Source organism: Streptomyces roseochromogenus subsp. oscitans DS 12.976 (genome assembly GCF_000497445.1).
Classification (GTDB): Bacteria; Actinomycetota; Actinomycetes; order Streptomycetales; family Streptomycetaceae; genus Streptomyces; species Streptomyces oscitans.
Genome location: NZ_CM002285.1, coordinates 53,287 through 70,367, shown reverse-complemented (window position 1 = coordinate 70,367; position 17,081 = coordinate 53,287). Strand labels below are relative to the sequence as shown.

Below are 17,081 nucleotides of genomic sequence, written 5' to 3'. Positions count from 1 at the left end.
TTGCCGGCGGTCCGCGAACTGCGCTGCAGCCGGGGCGAGGCGGTGGCTCGCATGGCGCGCCCCGCCGCCGATCGGCGCGTCGCCTGGGAGGCGGCCTTCCAGCCCCAGCTCTCCTTCGGCTGGCGGACGGGCACCCCGGGCGCCGTGGCCGGGGCGTACATGCCGACCGGCTACGACTCGGTGCTGCTCGCCGGTGAACTGCCCGAGGAGTTCTGGACGCCGGCGCGCTTCACGCCCGAGGACGACGGCGGCCGGGCGCGCACGGACGTGTCGGTCATCGGGACCGAGGCCAGCTGGTGTCGCAGCTCCGCGCGATCGCGCTGCACCGGACGGTGCCGGGGCCGACGCGCGGCGGCCGGATCGCCCGGCTGCCGGCCCGGCTCCGGCGCCGCCCCTCGCGCCCGGCCGTGGTGGTGAGCCAGTGTCCGGAGCCGTCGCCGCCGAAGCCGTGTCCGCGGGGGTGCTGCCCGAATTCTTCGTCGCCGCCCGCGCTCCGGAGTCCGACGGCCTGGCCGCCGCCTGGCAGGCGACTACGAGACCCTTCCCCCCGGGTGCACCCACCAGGACCGTGACCACTGCGGCCCGGCGCCAGGGGCAGGCGGGGAGACCAGTGTTGTGAAGGCACGACGACGAACCGGCCCCACCCACGTGGTGAGGGCCGTCGTCTACGACCGGGACGGCGGTGCCTGCGTGCGCCGCGGTGCGCGGGAGGAGTGGATCAACCAGGACCAGCTGACCATGCAGGACAGGGTTTGACGTGCTTCCTGGCCTGAGAAGCCGTATCTCAACCGAACATGATCCTTTGATTTCTGCTGGTCAGGCATGGTTTCGCTTGGGCTGAGGGAGGCATGCCGGCGACTTGTGTCCGATTGATGGGCGAGGGGTGCGCGGTGGCGTCGGTGCTGCGAATGCTGGAGGAGCGGGAGGCGGCCTCCCGTGTGCGGGTGGAGGGCCTGCGGAAGGAAGTCGCGCGGCTGGCTGAGGTGTTGGAGGCCGCGGAGATCGAGTTGGACCGGCGGGTGATCGCGCGGGACGAACGGGTCGAGGCCCTGGCAGTCTCCGCCGCCGAGTCCACGGCCGTGACCGCGACCGAGGCGGGGGAGGAAGCGGCGCCGTCGCTCGCGCCGGTGCCGGGCTCGACAGTGCCGCCCTGGCGGGAAGGGCTGCCCGTGACGGTCCTGGCGCCGGACCATCTGCGGATTGTGGGCGTGCTGGAACAGCAGCGATCCACTGGTCACGGGCCGCTTCGAGCCAAGGAGATCGCGGTGGAGCTGGGCCTTGGGGCGACGCCGGCGAAGGTCGAGGGGCTGCGGTCGAAGGCTCGGCGCCTGGCGGAGCGCGGGTGGCTCTTCCTTGAGGCGTCGGGGGGGCATTCAGTGCCGGTCGGCCGCCCGTGGCCGTTCCAGACGCCGGCTCATCCGCGTGACCATCGACCACCGGATCAGCGCCTCGCTGGAGGCGGGCAGGGTCTCGTAGTCCCGGGCCAAGCGGCGGGAGTTCATCAGCCAGGCGAACGTGCGCTCTGCCAGGCACCGCCTCGGCAGCACCACGAACCTCTCCATGTCGTCGGTTCGCTTGACGATCTCCAAGGCTAGAGCGAGCTTGTCGCGGCACCAGCCGACGAGGGGGCCGCCGTCGGCCTAGATGAGGGTGATGTCGCGGTGCAGGCGGCGCAGCCGTCTCAGCAGGCCCGCTGCGGCGTCCCGGTCACCGATGTTCGCAGCGGTGACCGCGACGACCAGGAGCAGACCGAGGGTGTCGGTCACGATGTGCCGCTTGCGGCCCGGGACTTCTTCCCGCCGTCGTAGCCGCGTGAGGCGGCCGGCACCGTCGCGGCGGCCCGCACCGACTGCGCGCCGATGATCCCTGCCGTAGGCTCGGCCCTCACGCTCCCTGACCCGTCCGCGCAGCCGGTCGTGGAACTCTGTGATCAGCCCGTGCTCGCGCCAGCGGCGGAAGAAGGCGTAGACCCGGCTCCAATCGGGGAAGTCCCCGGGCATCGCCCGCCAGGAGATCCCGCCCGCGACCAGGTGCGGATCGCGTCCAGCATCTGGCGGTGGCAGTAGCCCTCGGGCTGACCGCCCCGCCCCTGGAGCCATGCCGGCACCGGCAGCAACGGCCGGACGGCCGCCCACTCCGCATCCGTCATGTCCGACGGATACCGACGCACCCGACCGGGGTGATCGGCCGCGTTGCCGTACACGTGCGCGAGACAATCGCACGACACGGCAAGCGAGTTGAAGAGGACGAGCTCGGGCGCGTACAACAACGACAACGGGGCCTCCGGGAACCGCTCGGAACGGGGTCGCACCCCCGAGCTACCAGGAGGCCCCACCTTCATGCACCTACCGCCGGAAGTTCACTCGACCAAGTCCCTGTTGGACCCACACGTTCCAAGGCCGGTTGAGACGGCTTCTGACAACCACCCAGGGGGTTTGAAATGGCTGTTCCATGGGAGCTCTTGATATCCACCGCAGGTGGTGTTACCGCCACCATTGTGGGCGTCGTTGCAGGCGGGGTCGTTGGGCGGCGCAGCGAGAACCGAAAGTGGCTTCAAGAGACGCAGACGTCCGCCTATGAGAGGTTCCTGCAGGCTTTCGGCGCCGTCGAGATGGAACTGCGTGAGGCGTTCCTCGAACCGCGCAGACCTGCAGTCGCATGGGGACCGTTCAATGCCTCGATCCAGTCGCTGAGCTTGGTGGCGAATCCCGAGGCGGCCGCAGCAGCTCTCCAGCTCTGCGATGTCATCGAGGATTTCACCATTCTCTTCCATGATCGTCAGCCAGCGGATCTTGAGGAGCTCCGTCCGATCCACACCGCCTTGGACCAGGGGCACTTGAAGTTCGTCAATGCGGCTCGACGCTCACTCCATCCCTCGCAGGAACGGCTCACCCAGACACTTGGCGGTCCGTCGCCCTGGCGTGGCGTCGCCTTCGTGGACCAAGGCGACGGCGCCGGCGCGGCTGAATAGCACGATAAGTCTCTTCATCGGTGCTTCTCCAGGGTGGCCCTGCGCCACTGACCATCACCGCACTCGATGACGGCTCGGCAGCCCTGCGGTCTCGGATCCGCGGCGCAGTACGCCACGGAGCATGGCAGAAGTGAGGGTGCGGGTGGATATGTTGCGCCGGCTGGGGTGGTAGCCGCCGATCAGGTGCACCTCCTGCCCGCTCTCCTCATCTGAGACCAAGGCCTCGGCGCCGTGTCCGATGACCGGGCGCGGTCGGGCATGCGCCAGCATGCGCCGGCCGGCACGGGCGGCAGCGCCTGCCAGGCGAATGCGCCGAGCGCCACCATCGCCTGCGATGTGGGGTGCAGCAGTTCCAACTCGCGGGCCAGCCATGGCCGGCAGGTATCGCGCTCACCGGTGGTGGGCCGGTTGGCGGGCGGGGCACCGTGACCCTGACCTCGTACAGCTCCAGCCTGTCAGCCGGGTGCGTGGCGGTCGGCTGGGAGGCCAGCCCGATGTCGTACAGGGCGGCGTACCGCGCGTCGCCGGACGGGTCGCCGGTGAAGATGCGCCCGGTGAGGTTGCCGCCGTGCGCGGCCAGGGCCAGACCGGTGATCGCCAACGACGCGTCCGCCGGGGGAAGCCGGGCACCGGCTGCGCCCAGTACTCCCAGTCCCGGAAGCCTCGGCGTTTGCCCCGAGCGGCCGCCTCGCGCCAGGCCACCAGACGCGGACACGCCGGCAGGCGGCCAGCGCACCGTCCAGTTCGCTCAGTGAGTTCGTCCGTGGAGCCGTTCGCGCGGGAAAGTCGTACGACTCCGCCGGAGGACGTCTTGGTACACCGCCGCCTATTTACCTGGTTGTCATGGTGTATCGGGTCGGGACTCGTAGTGCAGGCAGTGGAAACGCCCGTTCTCCTCACGTCCGGCAGGGTCGCCGCCCAGCGCCCGTACCGCCGTGATCGCATACTGCCGTTCCCGGTCGTCCGTGAAGAGGCGCTGCGGGTAGGTGCGGGAGGCATCGACGGTGGTGCTCAGACCGTGTGCGGCCAAGGCCCGGACGATCGGTTGGTACGACACCGTCCGCAGCACGAACGCGCTGACCCATACCGGCCTCCGGGCATGCTCCAGCAACGCCGTGAACGTACGGGCGGTGATGTAACTGCCGCCGCCTGTCAGCGTGATGAGGCCGACCTCGGTGAGCGCGCGGCTCAGACCGGGCCCGGCTGAGCCCTGTTCCAGGTCGTCGGTGAAGGCGGCATCCAGGAGCCCTACCTCCAGCGCGTAGTGCACGGCGGGGGCCGAGACATCCAGGCCGAACACCGGTACGGCGTCCCCGCGGCGCCGCGCCGCGTAGAACTCCTTGTCCCGTGCCGCCAGTTCCGCCATCGACATCGCCAGGCAAGCAGGGGAGGTGTACCGCTCGTACAGCTCCGCCAGCGTCACGTCATGGTTGAGCAGCGCGGCGTTGATCCCGTACGAGCAGCACCGTCGGCTCGTCGTCGAGCGCGGTCCGTTCGGTGGCGGCCTGCCGGAAGACCGGCTGGGCGTGGTGCGGGATCTCGTACTCAAGCGGGGCCAGCCGTCTGAAGTACGCGCGGGGGTCCGGCCGGTCGTAGATGTCGTCGAACCGAGCCTTGCCGCCCGCCACGCCCTCGGTACCGCCAGCGCCCGACTCCGCCATTCCGTATCCCTCTCCCTCCTCGCAGCACACACCTGTACCTCCATCATGGCTCGCCTCGCACGCCCCGGGACGTCCGCCACACAGCTTGATCCGGCAGCACCGCGATCGCCGCGCGGGCGCGATCGGTGCTGTGGACCTACGGTGGTCGAAGTGGCGCCGACGACCCGAACCGCCGTAGCGGCCGTAGCGGAGGAGAAGCGCGATGGAGGAGCACTTTGTCTGGGTGACGACCCGCCGCATTCGGCCGGGCACCCTGGAGGACTTCGAGAAGGCGTGGCGGCCGGCCATCCGTCCGCAGGGCATGCATCGCGCCTTGGCGTACTGGTCCGAGGACGGGCAGGAGATCACCGGGGTGTCGTTCTGGGACTCCAAGGAGGCGTGCGAGTCCTGGCGGGCCTCCGAGCCGGAGGCGCAGCGGCGTGCCGCCATGGCCCCGTACATCGTGGAGGAGCGGGATGGCTTCTATCGCGGCCGTGAACTCGTCATCCCCGGTGGCAGCCCTGGTTGAGCCCCCATGACCAGACCTGGAGGATGAGGCGTCGGCCCTGGCGGACGGGCGACTGGGACGCCTGAACGCCTGTGGTGTGCCGGAAGAGCGCATCTCGCCGTGCACGGCCTTTTCGAAGACGGCTCGCTGAATCGAGCGGATCATTTCGCCGAGTGTGCGATGCCGGCCTGGACGCGCTGGTCGGCGCGATCGTCGGTGACGCGTGGCGAGGGGTCGGCGAAGCTCCGTCCTGCGGAGAAGAGCCGGTTGATCGTGTCGGACATGACCCGGTTCTGGAGTAGGCCGATCAGCGCATCGGCGGGCTCGCACCAGGAGGAGTCCGTCGCGTCGTGCCGCAGACGGGCCGGGGCGACGTCGGCAAGATTGCCCGCGCAAATCCTGACAGATGCGGACTGGCCTGCGAGAAGGCCGTAGTGCTGCATGATCCTCAGCATGTGATCGGTCGGCCGTCCGGGTTCTGTCCTGTGCATCGAGATCACGCCGGCGAACCGAAATCCGGGTCGGCGCGGACACCGGCCAGGCCAGACGGCTCACCCAGGCGCGAGCCACGCATGGGGATGCTGGACGGCTCTCTGGACGCCCGGCCCCCTTGCACACACCGACAACCGTGACGCCGTGCGGACGAAACCATTGCTCGCTCCAGTCCCCCGAGGTCCCGGGAGCGATTCATCGGCATGTGCACCACGGAGGGCGCAATGGCATCGGCTTGTTCGCCACTGGGCCGGCGTCTCGTTCCATCCGATCCCATCCGATGAATGACGCGTGTGGACCGCTGCGCGGCCGGCTGCGCGCGCCACCGACAGTGCCTCCATGAAGGTGACGGCCGGCGACTCCGGAACCATGCCGTCTCCTCCCTGTCTGCGCCACGGCGGATCAGTGCGTTCCGTACCGTGCGGCATGGCGACGGATCAGGTCGGTGTGACCGCGGGCCGGGTGCGACGTTCGGCAGGCACGCGAGCAGGGGTCGGCCAGGCTCGTTGGAGGTGCAATGGTGGAGCGGGAACCAGCGCGAGGGCCACGTGTTCCCGCTCGTCAACGAACCGCATTGTCGGGATACCCGCGGGCGGCGTCGAGGGAAGGTCAAGTCGGCATGTGATGGTCAGGGGGATCTCAGGTCCGTGGGCGAATGACTGCCAGGGGGCATTGGGAGAACTGCAGGAGGTGGTGGCTGACGGAGCCGAGGGCCAGTCCGTGGAAGCCGCCGAGTCCACGCGAGCCGACGACCAGGAGGTCGGCGCGGTCCGAGGCCCGGGACAGCGCGATGACCGGTGGTTCGTCGGGTAGTTGTTCCACCACCTCGACATCGGGATACTCGTGGCGCAGCGGAGCCAGCCACTCCTCCAGCGCCTGCTGTTGCTCCTTGGCCAGGGCGTCCTGGGCCGCGCTGACATAGGCGTGGGGCCCTGGATGGCTCCAGGCGTGCACTGCGTGCAACGGGGCGCCGCGCAGCGACGCCTGCTCGAAAGCGTAGGCCAGGGCTGCCCGGGAGTATGCCGACCCGTCGGCGCCGACGACGATGCGGCCGTGCCCGGTGGGGACGTGGTTGACGATCACCACTGGACTGGCCGCGTGGCCGACGACCTGCATGGCGACCGAACCGATCAGCAGGCTTCCGAAGCCGCCCATGCCCTTTGCACCGAGCACCACCGTCTGGGCGTGCTCCGCTTCGGCCAGCAGCACCGCTGCCGGGTTCCCCGAGGGGAGGGCGGATGTCACCTCAAGGTCTGGATGGGCTTCCCGCACGATGGCGGTTGCCTCGGTCACGACTCCCTGGTCCCAGTCGTTCCTCTCCGCGATGCGCTCCGCCTCGTTGGTCGCGTAGGAGTGGAACAGGGGCAGGACGTGGATGATGCGCAAAGGACAGTGACGCAGTGCCGCCTCGTGGGCGGCCCACACCAGAGCTCGCAGACTGCGGCCGGAGCCGTCGACTCCGACCATGATCGGATCAGTCATCAGCTTCTCCCGGATATGTGGACGTCGTCGGTGTTCGCCGCCGCTGGAACCGCGAAACCGCTCCTTGTCGCAACGGATCACGGCGTTTGCCGGACACCGCACCTTTTCCGTGGGCCCCTCCTCGCCGGTCTCATGGTCGAGCGCAGCGCTGCGGACGGCCCTACCACTTCGGCGACGGGAAGTGACCCGGCGGTACTGACAAGGGCGCATGCGGGGTGCCGCGGTCTGAGTCCGCACCAGCAGCTCATGCCCCTCGTCCTGCTTCCGCCGTCATCCAACACCGCACCGAGGTTTCTCACCATGGGCCTTCCGACCCCGTTGTCCGTACCGGTCGGCCCACAGCAGTACAAGGGGCCGGTCCGGCCGAGCGAGTACCAGGGGCGAGCGCTGGTCTTCAACGGCCCGTCACGGACCTGGTGTGACACCGTCCGGAACCCTGTGATTGAGGAGGCGGCCGACGCGATCACGGGCGCCGATGCACCGTCGCTTACGGCAGTGATCTGTGTACTGGACGTGGGCTTGATGCCGACATCGAAGAACCGAACGGGTCGGCTGGTGCCCCGGTCAGGGCCGTCCGGTGCTACAGATCGGCGGCGTGCGGCGGTCCCGCCTGGAAGGGAGCTGAGGGCTACGGGGGGACACGGTGGAACAGAGCGAAACCGTGCACCGTGCCCTCCGGGCCCATGAGAAGCGGGCGGCCACGGGCTCTGTGAACCCGAACGTGGCTCGGCGACTCCGGACATCAGGGGCCGTGCGGAGCACTCATGCACTGGCAATCCATCCACAAGGCCACCGCTTCGGCCGTCCCTCCCCGCTCAGCGACTATGACCGGGCCCGCTGCGCGTCTCCCTGTGCGCAGGCGCGCAACGCACTGGCTGGGTTGCCCGGCGGCGGACCCAACACCGCCCACGAGGCCGTCGACCGGCATGCGGCCTCGGATCGGGCGGACAAGGTCGCGCTCGGGTGCGTCGGCGGGCAGGGACGGCTCCGTCACGAGCGGTCACCTATACGGAGCTGGCATCGTCAGTCGTGGCGACCTGCTGAAGGCCTTCCTGCGGTCGGACGAGGACATCGAGGAGGAAATCCAGCGCACCGTGGTGCCCTATCTGTTCCCACGCTCAGCCACGCCATTCACGCGTCCGTGCAGGACGGAGTCGTCACGCTGCGCGGACCAGTGCGCGACACCTCTCAGCGGGCTCGCCGAGCGCCTCGTTCGCGCTGTGGAGGGCGTGATGGGCGTCGAGAACCCAGCTCATCGGTACCGCTTCCGCCCCGGACAGACCCGAAACCATGCCCTGACCCGCTGTGGTCTCTCGGGCGGGCCAGGACCGGCTGGCGAGCCGAGCTCGGCGGGGACGAGCGTCACCTGCGTGTCCTGGCTGCGCCGGTCGCCAGGCTCTCCATGATGAGTCGGCCGGCGAGGTCAGCTCGCATGATCGCGGCTCACTCCTCAGAATGGTGTTGGACTGCCATGCGGACAGACCGCCGCACGGGGCGGGAGGCCCCTCCGCGAGGCGGGCGGCTCCTATGCGGGAGGCACCATGCAGCACCGAACGGTCGAGGAGCTCATGACCCGGGACGTCGTCCGGGCGCGGCCTGACACGCCGTTCAAGGAGCTCGTCAGGCTGCTGGCGGAGAACGACGTCACCGCTGTGCCCGTGGTGGACGATCGGGACCGCCCGGTGGGTGTGGTGTCCGAGGCCGACCTGCTGCGCAAGAGCGCCGACCAGGCCGACCCGTCAGGCAGGGTTCTGGTCCCGAACCTGGAGGCTTGGGAGCGGGCCAGGGCTGAGGGTTCCCGCGCCGAGGAACTGATGTCGGCTCCTGCGGTGTGCGCGCGCCCGGAGTGGAACGTGGTGGAGGCGGCCCGCCTCATGGAGACCCAGCACGTCAAGCGGCTGCCCGTGGTGGACGAGACGGACCGGCTCCTGGGCATCGTCAGCCGTGGTGACCTGCTGCGGATCTTCCTGCGCCGTGACGACGCCATTCGCGACGAGATCACCCAGGACGTGCTCTGGCGCACGATGGAACTCGCTCCCTCAGAGGTGACGGTCGAGGTCCGCGAGGGGCGGGTCGCCCTCGCCGGCTCCGTCGAGTTCCGGAGCCTGATTCCGGTGATCGAGCAGCTGTGTCGCGGTGTCGACGGCGTGGTCTCGGTCACCGAGCACATCGCGTACCGGACCGACGACGCCCGCCGTCCCCCCACCGGCACCTGACCAGGGCCGGCCGACGTGTCCGCTGCGAGGCCGGCAAGCTCCGGTTCCCTCACCCGGGCGTCCCTGCGGCTCTCGATGCCGGCTGCGGGCATCACGGCTCGGCCGTGCACGGGCCGGAAGTCCTCTAGCCGGATCTCATGCTGAATGCCCGCCCCTGACATATGGTGCGGGACGTGTCATGGATGATCTCCCTTGTATCTGCCGAGGTTCACATGATTTATCCCGTCGTCTGATGGGTGATCAGCCGGGGCGCAGCCATGCCTTGTATGTCGCGCTCCGCGGTCTCCAGCAGCTGGTGAGCGAGGTCGACCATGGCTCTGCCTGCCGCCAATTCGTCACCGATCTCCGGCACGTTCGTGTCCGCCGGATGGGAGTGCGCGGATCCATGGGCGGTGATCGCATTGGTACCGGTGTCGAGTACCACCTGCGCCTTTGTCGTTCTGCCGTCGTCCTCGAAAAGATGGAGACGAACCTTCCACTCAGCCGTATGCGACAGCCGTATGCGACATCGCTTTCGTCCGCACCTCTATGTGGACCGATGTGGCCGGACGCAGGTACTCCTGGGAGTGGGGTGGGCGAAGACGTTCGATGGGCAGGATTATCCCGCCCCGGCCTGCACTGGGTGCCGCCCGTCACCGGCGAAAGTGAGCGGACAGAGGCTCCACCAGGTCCCATTCTGCGTCCCACTGTGCGTACCTTCTCCGGTCCAGCACCAGGCGCACTGCTCCTCGCACCGCGTAGAAACCGGCAATCACACCGGTTGCCGCCATACCTCCTGCGAACCAGCCGTTGGCTCTCGCGGTGAGAGCGTTCATCGGCGGACCGGTGATGGCTCCGTCCCGGTCCACTCACATCCGCACGATGGCGCCCTTGGGTGATCCCGACTGCACGAGGGTGATTCCCGTCCGCACCCTGCCGGTCACGTCGGTCCAGCTGACAGGCGCGGGCTGCTTCGCCAGGGTGGTGCCGCCCTTGACGTTCGATGTCGGCCGGGCTGTGATTCGTTCCGCTCCGCCGACTGGTCTCCCACGGTGCGCATCGATGACTCGTAGGCCGCGTGAGCCGCGCTCAGCGCGGCCAAGGGCAGTCCGACACCGAGGAGGAGCATCAGAACGCTGCGGAACCAGGAGCCGAACCTGCTGGATGTGTGCCTCAGCTGGTTCGCTTGCGGCACCGCCTGCTGTTTGCGCGGCGGAGGCGGACCGGAGGCGTTCGGCGAACCCTGTGTGCTTATGTTCGGCCTCCAGCGGCTTGCTGGTCCGTTCGCTCACTTCGGTACAACCGTCGAACGGCGGCGGACTTCGGCCACAGGGCCGAAAGTCCCCGAGGGACTGACGTCCGGCTCTGAGGGGCCGCACCTTGAGATGGTCCGTCGAGATGGTCCGTCGGCGCCGCTGGTGGTCACATCTGGGGAACGACCGCGATGCGACACGGCGCGTGATGCAGTAGTGCATGGTTGATCAGGCCGAGTTGCAGGCCCCGATGCCCAGCCGTGGGTGGGCGCCGACGATCAGGAGGTCCGTCTCCGATGGGGCTTCCAGCAGTGCCGGTCGGGCAGGCTCCTCGATCAGATGTCGGCAGACTGGGGCATCATGGCACTGCGTGCCCGCCACACGCGGAGTGTCGTCGAGCACTTGCGCTGGTGAGCGTAGATGCGCCTCCAGTGGCCACGATGGGGCTTGAGGCGTCGTGCACGCACCGGGCGGTGCGCTCCAGGCGTGCTCTGCCACCAGGTGACAGTTACGCACCTGAGCCTCGCCGAATGCGAACCGGAGGGCCGTGACGCTGCTCCTCTCATCCTCGACGCCGACGACGATGCTCCTGAATCGTGCATCCCGATGGTCCGCGGTGCCGCGGACCACGACGACCGGGCAGTCGGCTCGTGCGGCCACGGCGAGGCTGACCGAGCCCAGGAGCATGCCGGCGAGGTCTCCGAATCCTCGGGAGCCGAGTACCAGCGCAAGGCGTTGCGCCCGATGTCGATCAGAGCGGAGGCAGCGTCCTCGTGCGAGACCTCGCTGGACAACCGCACTTCGGGAGCGCTCTCCCCGGCCCGTGCCGAGGTGGCGCTGATCACGTCGTACGCTGCGTGTTCACCGTGCTCGCCTTGGATCCGTCGACGCCGACCACCAGGGGAATCGTCACCGCCCTCCCTCCTCTCGTACCGGATTCCACGCCTCCGGCCCCTCCTCCGCGTGCGGCGGGAAGAGGATCGGGGGGATCCTCGAATGGGAGAAGCACGCCCGGCATGCAGGCGACGTCCGGACCATCCACTCGGTCGGACTTGTTCACCGTCGTTTCCAGCTTCCTTCTTATGAGACGGAGGCCGCCGCCATGCAACCAGTCGTCACCGTGGGCCTCGACGGTTCGCCCGAGAGCCTTGCCGCCGCCCGCTGGGCTGCTGACGAGGCCGAGAAACGCAAGCTCACCCTGCGCCTGCTGCACGCGTGGCCGCTGCTGGCGCCGGAACCGGCCCGTGTCCCCGCGGAAGTCGACCAGAACTACTGGGCGAAGCGTCTCGTCCACGCCGCGCAGGCGGAGCTGCAAGCGCTCCACCCAGGGCTGCCTACGGGCCTTCGTCCGCGCCAAGGTCGCGATGATCCAGGCCCGCCAGGGCGCGCCCGGCGCGGAAGCGGCGTCGCGGCGGCTTGCCTCCATGGCGCTGCGCCACCTGCGCACCTCCGCCGTCTGTCTCACCCTCGTCGGCGGACTCCCGGGGAGCGGGAAGTCGACACTCTCCGGAGCGCTGGCCGACCGGCTGGGCGTCACCCTGCTCAGCAGCGACCACATGCGCAAGGAGCTGGCGGGCATCCCTGCGGAGCAGTCGGCGGCATCCGGCTACGGCGAGGGGCTCTACACACCCGAGTGGCCGGCCAGGACCTATGCCGCCCTGCTCGACCGTGCAGCCGTCCTGCTCTCCTCCGGCGAGTCCGTCGTGCTGGACGCCACCTGGTCCGATGCCGGGCAGCGGGAAGCGGCCGTCCAGGTGCCGTACGCACCAGCGCCGACCTGGTGGCCCTGCACTGCCATGCGCCGGGCGACGCGTCGGGGGCCCGCCTGAGCACGCGCGGCCCCGGTGCATCCGGCGCCGGCCCCGAGATCGCCGATGCCATGGCTGCCAGGGAACCGCCCTGGCTCGAAGCCGCACCGGTTGACACCAGCGGTGCGCTGGAGGCTGCGGTCGCCCAGGCACTGATCGCCGTACGCCCGTGGGGAATGGGCCAGGCTCCCGTCTTCCGCTGGCCCTGCAGGGAGCCGGGCCCATAGCGCACGAGTAGCCGTGTTGCCCTGGAGCACTGCGGGGGTAACGGTGGAGGTGGGGGGCGAGGGAGTGAATCCGTTGCGAGCGCTCGTCTACCACGGGTCGACCGGGCTCACGCCCGGCTGGAGGCTGCCGCCCGTGTCGGGGCCGATGCCGCCGAATCGCCCGGGAAGATGATCACCGACCTGTCCGAGAGACCGGGAGCCGACGTGGAGATCGAGGCCTCAGGGGATCCGGACGGCTTCGTACTCTGCACGCGCGCCGTCCGCGGCGGAGGGCACATCGCCAACGTCGGCACGCACGGCAGACCGGCGATGCTGCATCTCGAATCCCTGTGGCGCAAAAACCTAACGATCAGCACCGGCCAGGTGGACACGTCCTCCGCCCCCTGGCTGCTGGAGCTGATGAGCAACGGGTGCCTGCCCGTCTCGCCGTTGGTCACCGACACTTTCGGCCTCGACCGGATGGAACACGCCTACGAGGTGTTCGCACGCGGCACCACCACGGGAGCCCTCAAAGTCGTGCTTCACCGCGAGTGAACTCGCGAGAGGCGTGTCATGAGCAACCCGGTCGTCGTGGGCGTGGACGGATCGTCGTCGAGCCTGGCCGCGGTCGAGGTCGCGGCACACGAGGCTGGGCTGCGCGGCCTGGGGCTGCGGCTCATGCACGCTTTCGGGTGGCCGTCGATGCATCTGCCAACTGGCGGGCCCCGTGGAATCCGTCCCTGGCGGGGGTGCGCGAGCTGGTCGACGGCACCCTGATCCAGGACGAGGAGCGGGCACGCGAAGTCGCCGCACGTGGATGCCACGCGAGAGGTGACCGTCGGTGAGCCGCTGGCAGTGCCGGAGATCGAGTCGCGCACCGCCTCGCTCGTCGTGGCCGGCAGCCGCGGACCGGGGGCGTTCGGAAGCCTCCTGCTCGGCTCACCGCCGTGCATCTTGCCGCATACGGCCGTTGCCCGGTGTTGGTGGTACGTGGCCGGGAGAACCCGAGCGGTCCCGTACTGCTGTCGGGCGGACGGCTCACCGGCCGTCGAGCCAGCCGTCGACCTCGCTTTCGCCGAGGCGTCGTTGCGCGGCGCTGACCTGGTGGCACTGCATGTCTGGAACACCTGGAGTGGGCAGCCCCATGAAGGCCCGGACGATCCGCTGAACGTGGTGGTGGACGTCGAGCGCCTCCGCGCGGAGGCGCAGCGATTGCTGGACGAGACGTCGTCCCCCTGGCAGCAGCGCTGTCCCCGGGGCGCCGTGGAGCGGCGCCCGGTGCGCTCCCGGGTCCGTTCGGCGCTGCCGAGGCCAGCCGCGACGCGCAGCTGATGGTCGCCGGTGCCCGTGGTCGTGGTGGCTTCTCGTGGCTGCTGCTCGGCTCGGTCAGCCAGGCCCTGCTGCACCACGCGCACTGCCCCGTCGCCGTCGTCCGGGGCAAGGAGCATCGTCCTGGCGGTGAACGAAAGCGAAGACTCGCGCAATACTTGACCGGCGGCGGGGTGCACGCTGTATGGCGAGCATCCATTCCTTCAGCCTAGGAGAGTCCCGGCCCTGGCGGCGGCCAGCGACGTGAGGTTCACCTACCCAGGCGCAGACAAGAGGCAACCGTGTCCTGCTGGACGGCTTACCCGGGTGCGCTTCGAAGCGCCCATCCAGCCCCGAGCTGCCAGCCGTATGCCTCGTCGACCGAGCCTTCAACGACGGCGACACGCTGCTCGCACCCACGGCGCCGCCCCGATTACACCTGCGCCGCGAAGGCCGGACTGCCGTAGGAGAACATGGGCCCTCGCTGACGGCGGGCCACTGACCGCCGTGCTGCTGACGATCATCGAGGCGGGGTGTGAACTTCTGGCTCCGGACTTCCAGGGGGCGATGACGCGTTGACGGGGTGGTCATCGCCTCTTCCGTCCGCCTGGCCGTGTTCTTGGCGCAGGACGTCGAGGACGACGGAGCCGTCGACGGTCTCGTGGGTGACCAGCTGTTCGGCCAGGCGTTCCAGGGCGGGCCGGTGGCTGCGCAGCAGCGTGATCGCTCGCTGTTCGGCCTGGCGCAGCAGGCGGGCGACCTCCTCGTCGACGATGCGCTGGGTCTGCTCCGAGTACGCCGGGCGACCGGGCTCCTCGGTGGTCTCACCGAGGAAGTGCGGCTGGGATGAGGCGTACCCGATCGGGCCGAGTTCGGGGGAGAGGCCGAACTCGCGGACCATACGGGTCGCGATCTGGGTGGCTCCGGCCAGGTCGTTGGCCGCTCCTGTCGATCCTTCGCCGAAGACCACGAGCTCTGCCGCGCGCCCGCCCAGACGCACCGCCAGCAGGTCGGTCAGATAACTCTCGCTGTACAAGTGACGTTCCGCCTCCGGGAGTTGCTCGGTGACGCCCAGGGTGACACCGGCCGGCAGGATGGTGACCTTTGCCACCGGGTCGGCGTGCTCGCACAACGCCGCGACCAGGGCGTGCCCCGATTCGTGGACAGCCACCGATCGGCGCTCCTCGGGCAGCAGCGCGTTGGAGGACTCCCGGCGCCCCAGCAGCACACGATCGCGGGCGGCGTCCAGGTCGTGCGGCTCGATCCGGGTGCGGTTGTTCCGTACGGCGTTGATGGCGCCCTCGTTGACCAGGTTGGCGAGATCCGCGCCGGAGAACCCGGGCGTGGCGCGCGCTACGGTATCCAGGTCGACGTCCGGAGCCAGTTTCTTGTCACGGGCGTGGACGGCGAGGATCGCGGCCCGCTCGGCCTGGTTGGGCAGGGGCACGGTGACCTGCCGGTCGAAGCGTCCCGGGCGCAGCAGAGCCGGGTCGAGGGAGTCGGGCCGGTTGGTGGCGCCGAGGACGACAATGCCGCTGGACTGGTCGAAGCCGTCCATCTCGGCCAGCAGTTGGTTGAGGGTCTGCTCGCGCTCGTCGTTACCGCCCAGCCGGGCCCCGCCGGCGCGACGTGATCCGAGCGCGTCGATCTCGTCGATGAATATGATCGAGGGGGCGCGTTTGCGAGCCTCGCCGAACAGGTCGCGCACCCGGGAGGCGCCGACCCCGACGAACATCTCCACGAACGCGGAGCCGGTCACCGACAGGAACGGCACGTCCGCCTCGCCGGCGACCGCCCGCGCGAAGAGCGTCTTGCCGGTACCGGGCGGCCCGACCATGATCACGCCACGCGGTCCCTTGGCACCCGCGGCCGTGTACCGGCCGGGGTTGCGCAGGAAGTCGACGACCTCGCTGATCTCCTGCTTGACCCCGTCATAGCCGGCGATGTCGCCGAACCTGGTGGTGGGCCGCTCCGCCTCGATGATCTTCGCCCGCGAGCGTCCGATGGCGCTCAGCCCGCCGGTCACCGACCCCGCGGCCCGGCGCCCCATCCACACGAACAAGCCGATCAGCAACAGGAACGGCAGGAACGAGAAGAGCACGGACAGCCATGCCGAACCGCCGCCGCTCTTGCTGGCTTTGATCTGCACGTGGTGCGAGGTCAGCTGCTGCTGCAGCTGGGCCCCGGTATCCAGAGCGGTGGGGATCTGGGTGGTGAACTTCGTGCCGTCCTTCAGGGTGCCGCTGACGGCACCCTTGTCGTTGATATCGACCGTCTGCACCTGGCTGGCACCGACCTTGCCGACGAAGTCGCTGTAGGAGAGTGAACTCGTGTGCGGCCCGGACCGCGCGCGCGAGAGCAGCAGGATCATGAGGACCGTCATCAGGATCCACCACAACATCCAGCGTCCGCCGAACGGCTGTGGTTGCCGGGAGGGAGGCGTCGGCGATTCGCGCGGCGGCCCAGGCTTGACGGGCGGCGTCAGGTGCCGGTGCGGCATCCGCACTCGTGTAATCACCGATCCCACGCCCTTCGATCGGCATCGCGTCCCGTTTACCATCCTCAACCCGGCCGTTCCCGGGTGGCAGGGGTCGTATGGCCCTGATGGGGGCCGTCCGGTCAGAGCCCGACCAGGACCGAGGCCACCGTCAGGCAGTGACCAGGAGCCGACTGACAGGTTTTGTACGTATCGCGTTGGGCGTTAGGCGCTGAAGCGATATACGTTCAGCCGTCCAGCAGCGGCGCCTTCCTCGTGCCGTGAAAGGTCTCCGGGATTCTCCGGGCGGCATCGACCACGGCCGCCAGGTCTGCCAGTTCCTGGGTCAGCCGCCAGAACAGGTCGTCGAAGGAGACCATGCCGATGAGACGTCCCTCCGCCACCACAGGGAGGTGACGTACCTGAGCCGCGCGCATTTTCATGACGGTGACCGCAACCGCAGTGTCGACCTCCACGGTTGCGGGGGCCGGGGACATGATCGTTTCCACCCGGGTGCGCGGTGGCAGCCTGCGGGCCATCGCCCGCACCACGAGGTCTCGATCGGTCACGATTCCGATCACTGCGTCGCCGTTTACCACAGGCAAGGCACCAACGCCGGCATCGGCCATGTGCCGTGCCGCCTCCTCAAGGGACTCCGTTGGAAGCACAGTGGTCGGAGGCGCGTTCATGACGTGTTGGATCAGCAACCTTGATCCCTGCCCTCAACAGCGTTGCGTCGGCG

Annotated in this window: 16 protein-coding genes and 6 pseudogenes; 10 read left to right on the top strand and 12 right to left on the bottom strand. The window is 69.3% G+C overall.

Translation table 11 applies throughout. The features are described from left to right. The 3 genes from M878_RS50985 to M878_RS50980 all read left to right on the top strand — a co-directional run. On the top strand, positions 1-417 hold a 417-nt coding region (locus M878_RS50985), incomplete at its 5' end, for a hypothetical protein (RefSeq protein ID WP_031223507.1). Positions 418-615: 198 nt separating this feature from the next. After that, positions 616-756 (top strand): hypothetical protein, encoded by a 141-nt coding sequence (locus tag M878_RS97180; protein WP_158692602.1) that lies wholly within the window; start codon positions 616-618, stop codon positions 754-756. A 134-nt stretch (positions 757-890) separates the two neighbouring features. Then, positions 891-1,595, top strand: a complete 705-nt coding sequence (locus tag M878_RS50980; protein ID WP_245237975.1) for a hypothetical protein — start codon at positions 891-893, stop codon at positions 1,593-1,595. A gap of 45 nt (positions 1,596-1,640) precedes the next feature. Here M878_RS50980 and M878_RS99205 read toward each other — a convergent pair whose 3' ends face one another. Beyond that, positions 1,641-2,000 (bottom strand): transposase, encoded by a 360-nt coding sequence (locus tag M878_RS99205; protein ID WP_023544109.1) that lies wholly within the window; start codon positions 1,998-2,000, stop codon positions 1,641-1,643. Positions 2,001-2,440: 440 nt separating this feature from the next. Here M878_RS99205 and M878_RS50970 point away from each other — a divergent pair, with 440 nt between their 5' ends. After that, positions 2,441-2,971: a hypothetical protein gene (locus tag M878_RS50970; protein WP_158692601.1), complete on the top strand. Its 531-nt coding sequence runs from the start codon at positions 2,441-2,443 to the stop codon at positions 2,969-2,971. Positions 2,972-3,025: 54 nt separating this feature from the next. Here the strand turns inward: M878_RS50970 and M878_RS99200 are convergent. The 3 genes and pseudogenes from M878_RS99200 to M878_RS99195 all read right to left on the bottom strand — a co-directional run bounded on the left by M878_RS99200 (position 3,026) and on the right by M878_RS99195 (position 4,632). Continuing rightward, positions 3,026-3,723, bottom strand: a pseudogene (locus tag M878_RS99200) (uracil-DNA glycosylase family protein). An 89-nt stretch (positions 3,724-3,812) separates the two neighbouring features. Then, a complete protein-coding gene (locus tag M878_RS50965) occupies positions 3,813-4,394 on the bottom strand; it encodes a hypothetical protein (RefSeq protein WP_023544107.1) in 582 nt (193 codons plus the stop codon). Between the two features lies 1 nt (position 4,395). After that, positions 4,396-4,632 carry a hypothetical protein gene (locus M878_RS99195; protein WP_023544106.1) on the bottom strand — a complete coding sequence of 79 codons (237 nt, stop codon included), beginning with the start codon at positions 4,630-4,632 and terminating at the stop codon, positions 4,396-4,398. Between the two features lie 202 nt (positions 4,633-4,834). On the opposite strand from M878_RS99195, the gene M878_RS50960 reads away from it, so the two are divergent. Beyond that, positions 4,835-5,140 carry a hypothetical protein gene (locus tag M878_RS50960; protein ID WP_023544105.1) on the top strand — a complete coding sequence of 102 codons (306 nt, stop codon included), beginning with the start codon at positions 4,835-4,837 and terminating at the stop codon, positions 5,138-5,140. A gap of 140 nt (positions 5,141-5,280) precedes the next feature. On the opposite strand, the gene M878_RS50955 is transcribed toward M878_RS50960, so the two are convergent. After that, positions 5,281-5,562 (bottom strand): hypothetical protein, encoded by a 282-nt coding sequence (locus M878_RS50955; RefSeq protein ID WP_158692600.1) that lies wholly within the window; start codon positions 5,560-5,562, stop codon positions 5,281-5,283. A 688-nt stretch (positions 5,563-6,250) separates the two neighbouring features. Beyond that, the gene (locus M878_RS50950) at positions 6,251-7,093 is read right to left on the bottom strand and encodes a universal stress protein (RefSeq protein ID WP_023544103.1); all 843 of its coding nucleotides are present in this window, start codon (positions 7,091-7,093) and stop codon (positions 6,251-6,253) included. A 1,541-nt stretch (positions 7,094-8,634) separates the two neighbouring features. On the opposite strand from M878_RS50950, the gene M878_RS50945 reads away from it, so the two are divergent. Next, entirely contained in the window at positions 8,635-9,309 is a 675-nt protein-coding gene (locus M878_RS50945) for a CBS domain-containing protein (protein ID WP_023544102.1), read from the top strand. 217 nt (positions 9,310-9,526) lie between these two features. Here M878_RS50945 and M878_RS46430 read toward each other — a convergent pair whose 3' ends face one another. The 4 genes and pseudogenes from M878_RS46430 to M878_RS99180 form a co-directional block, all read right to left on the bottom strand. Beyond that, positions 9,527-9,805 (bottom strand): DUF1876 domain-containing protein, encoded by a 279-nt coding sequence (locus M878_RS46430; RefSeq protein ID WP_031223506.1) that lies wholly within the window; start codon positions 9,803-9,805, stop codon positions 9,527-9,529. Positions 9,806-9,941: 136 nt separating this feature from the next. Next, positions 9,942-10,543 (bottom strand): annotated as a pseudogene (locus M878_RS000000101635) (Rv1733c family protein). Between the two features lie 226 nt (positions 10,544-10,769). Beyond that, positions 10,770-11,228, bottom strand: a complete 459-nt coding sequence (locus tag M878_RS99185) for a universal stress protein (RefSeq protein ID WP_245237973.1) — start codon at positions 11,226-11,228, stop codon at positions 10,770-10,772. Between the two features lie 154 nt (positions 11,229-11,382). Next, the gene (locus M878_RS99180; RefSeq protein ID WP_245237972.1) at positions 11,383-11,754 is read right to left on the bottom strand and encodes a hypothetical protein; all 372 of its coding nucleotides are present in this window, start codon (positions 11,752-11,754) and stop codon (positions 11,383-11,385) included. Between M878_RS99180 and M878_RS98695 the strand changes: the two are divergent. The 4 pseudogenes from M878_RS98695 to M878_RS93175 all read left to right on the top strand — a co-directional run. Then, a pseudogene (locus M878_RS98695) lies at positions 11,644-11,874 on the top strand (universal stress protein); the annotation flags it as partial. The gene M878_RS99180 and the pseudogene M878_RS98695 sit on opposite strands and share 111 nt — an antisense overlap. Positions 11,875-11,878: 4 nt before the next feature. Continuing rightward, positions 11,879-12,576 (top strand): annotated as a pseudogene (locus tag M878_RS50940) (P-loop nucleotide/nucleoside kinase family protein); the annotation flags it as partial. 45 nt (positions 12,577-12,621) lie between these two features. Continuing rightward, positions 12,622-13,110 (top strand): annotated as a pseudogene (locus M878_RS46420) (zinc-binding dehydrogenase); the annotation flags it as partial. Positions 13,111-13,128: 18 nt separating this feature from the next. Further along, positions 13,129-14,096: pseudogene (locus M878_RS93175) on the top strand (universal stress protein). A gap of 287 nt (positions 14,097-14,383) precedes the next feature. Here the strand turns inward: M878_RS93175 and ftsH are convergent. Both ftsH and M878_RS46410 read right to left on the bottom strand, forming a co-directional pair. Then, positions 14,384-16,363, bottom strand: a complete 1,980-nt coding sequence (gene ftsH / locus M878_RS50930) for an ATP-dependent zinc metalloprotease FtsH (RefSeq protein WP_280923658.1) — start codon at positions 16,361-16,363, stop codon at positions 14,384-14,386. 224 nt (positions 16,364-16,587) lie between these two features. Beyond that, on the bottom strand, positions 16,588-17,028 hold the full coding sequence (locus tag M878_RS46410) for a CBS domain-containing protein (RefSeq protein ID WP_158692599.1): 441 nt from the start codon (positions 17,026-17,028) through the stop codon (positions 16,588-16,590). Between the last annotated feature and the right edge of the window lie 53 nt (positions 17,029-17,081).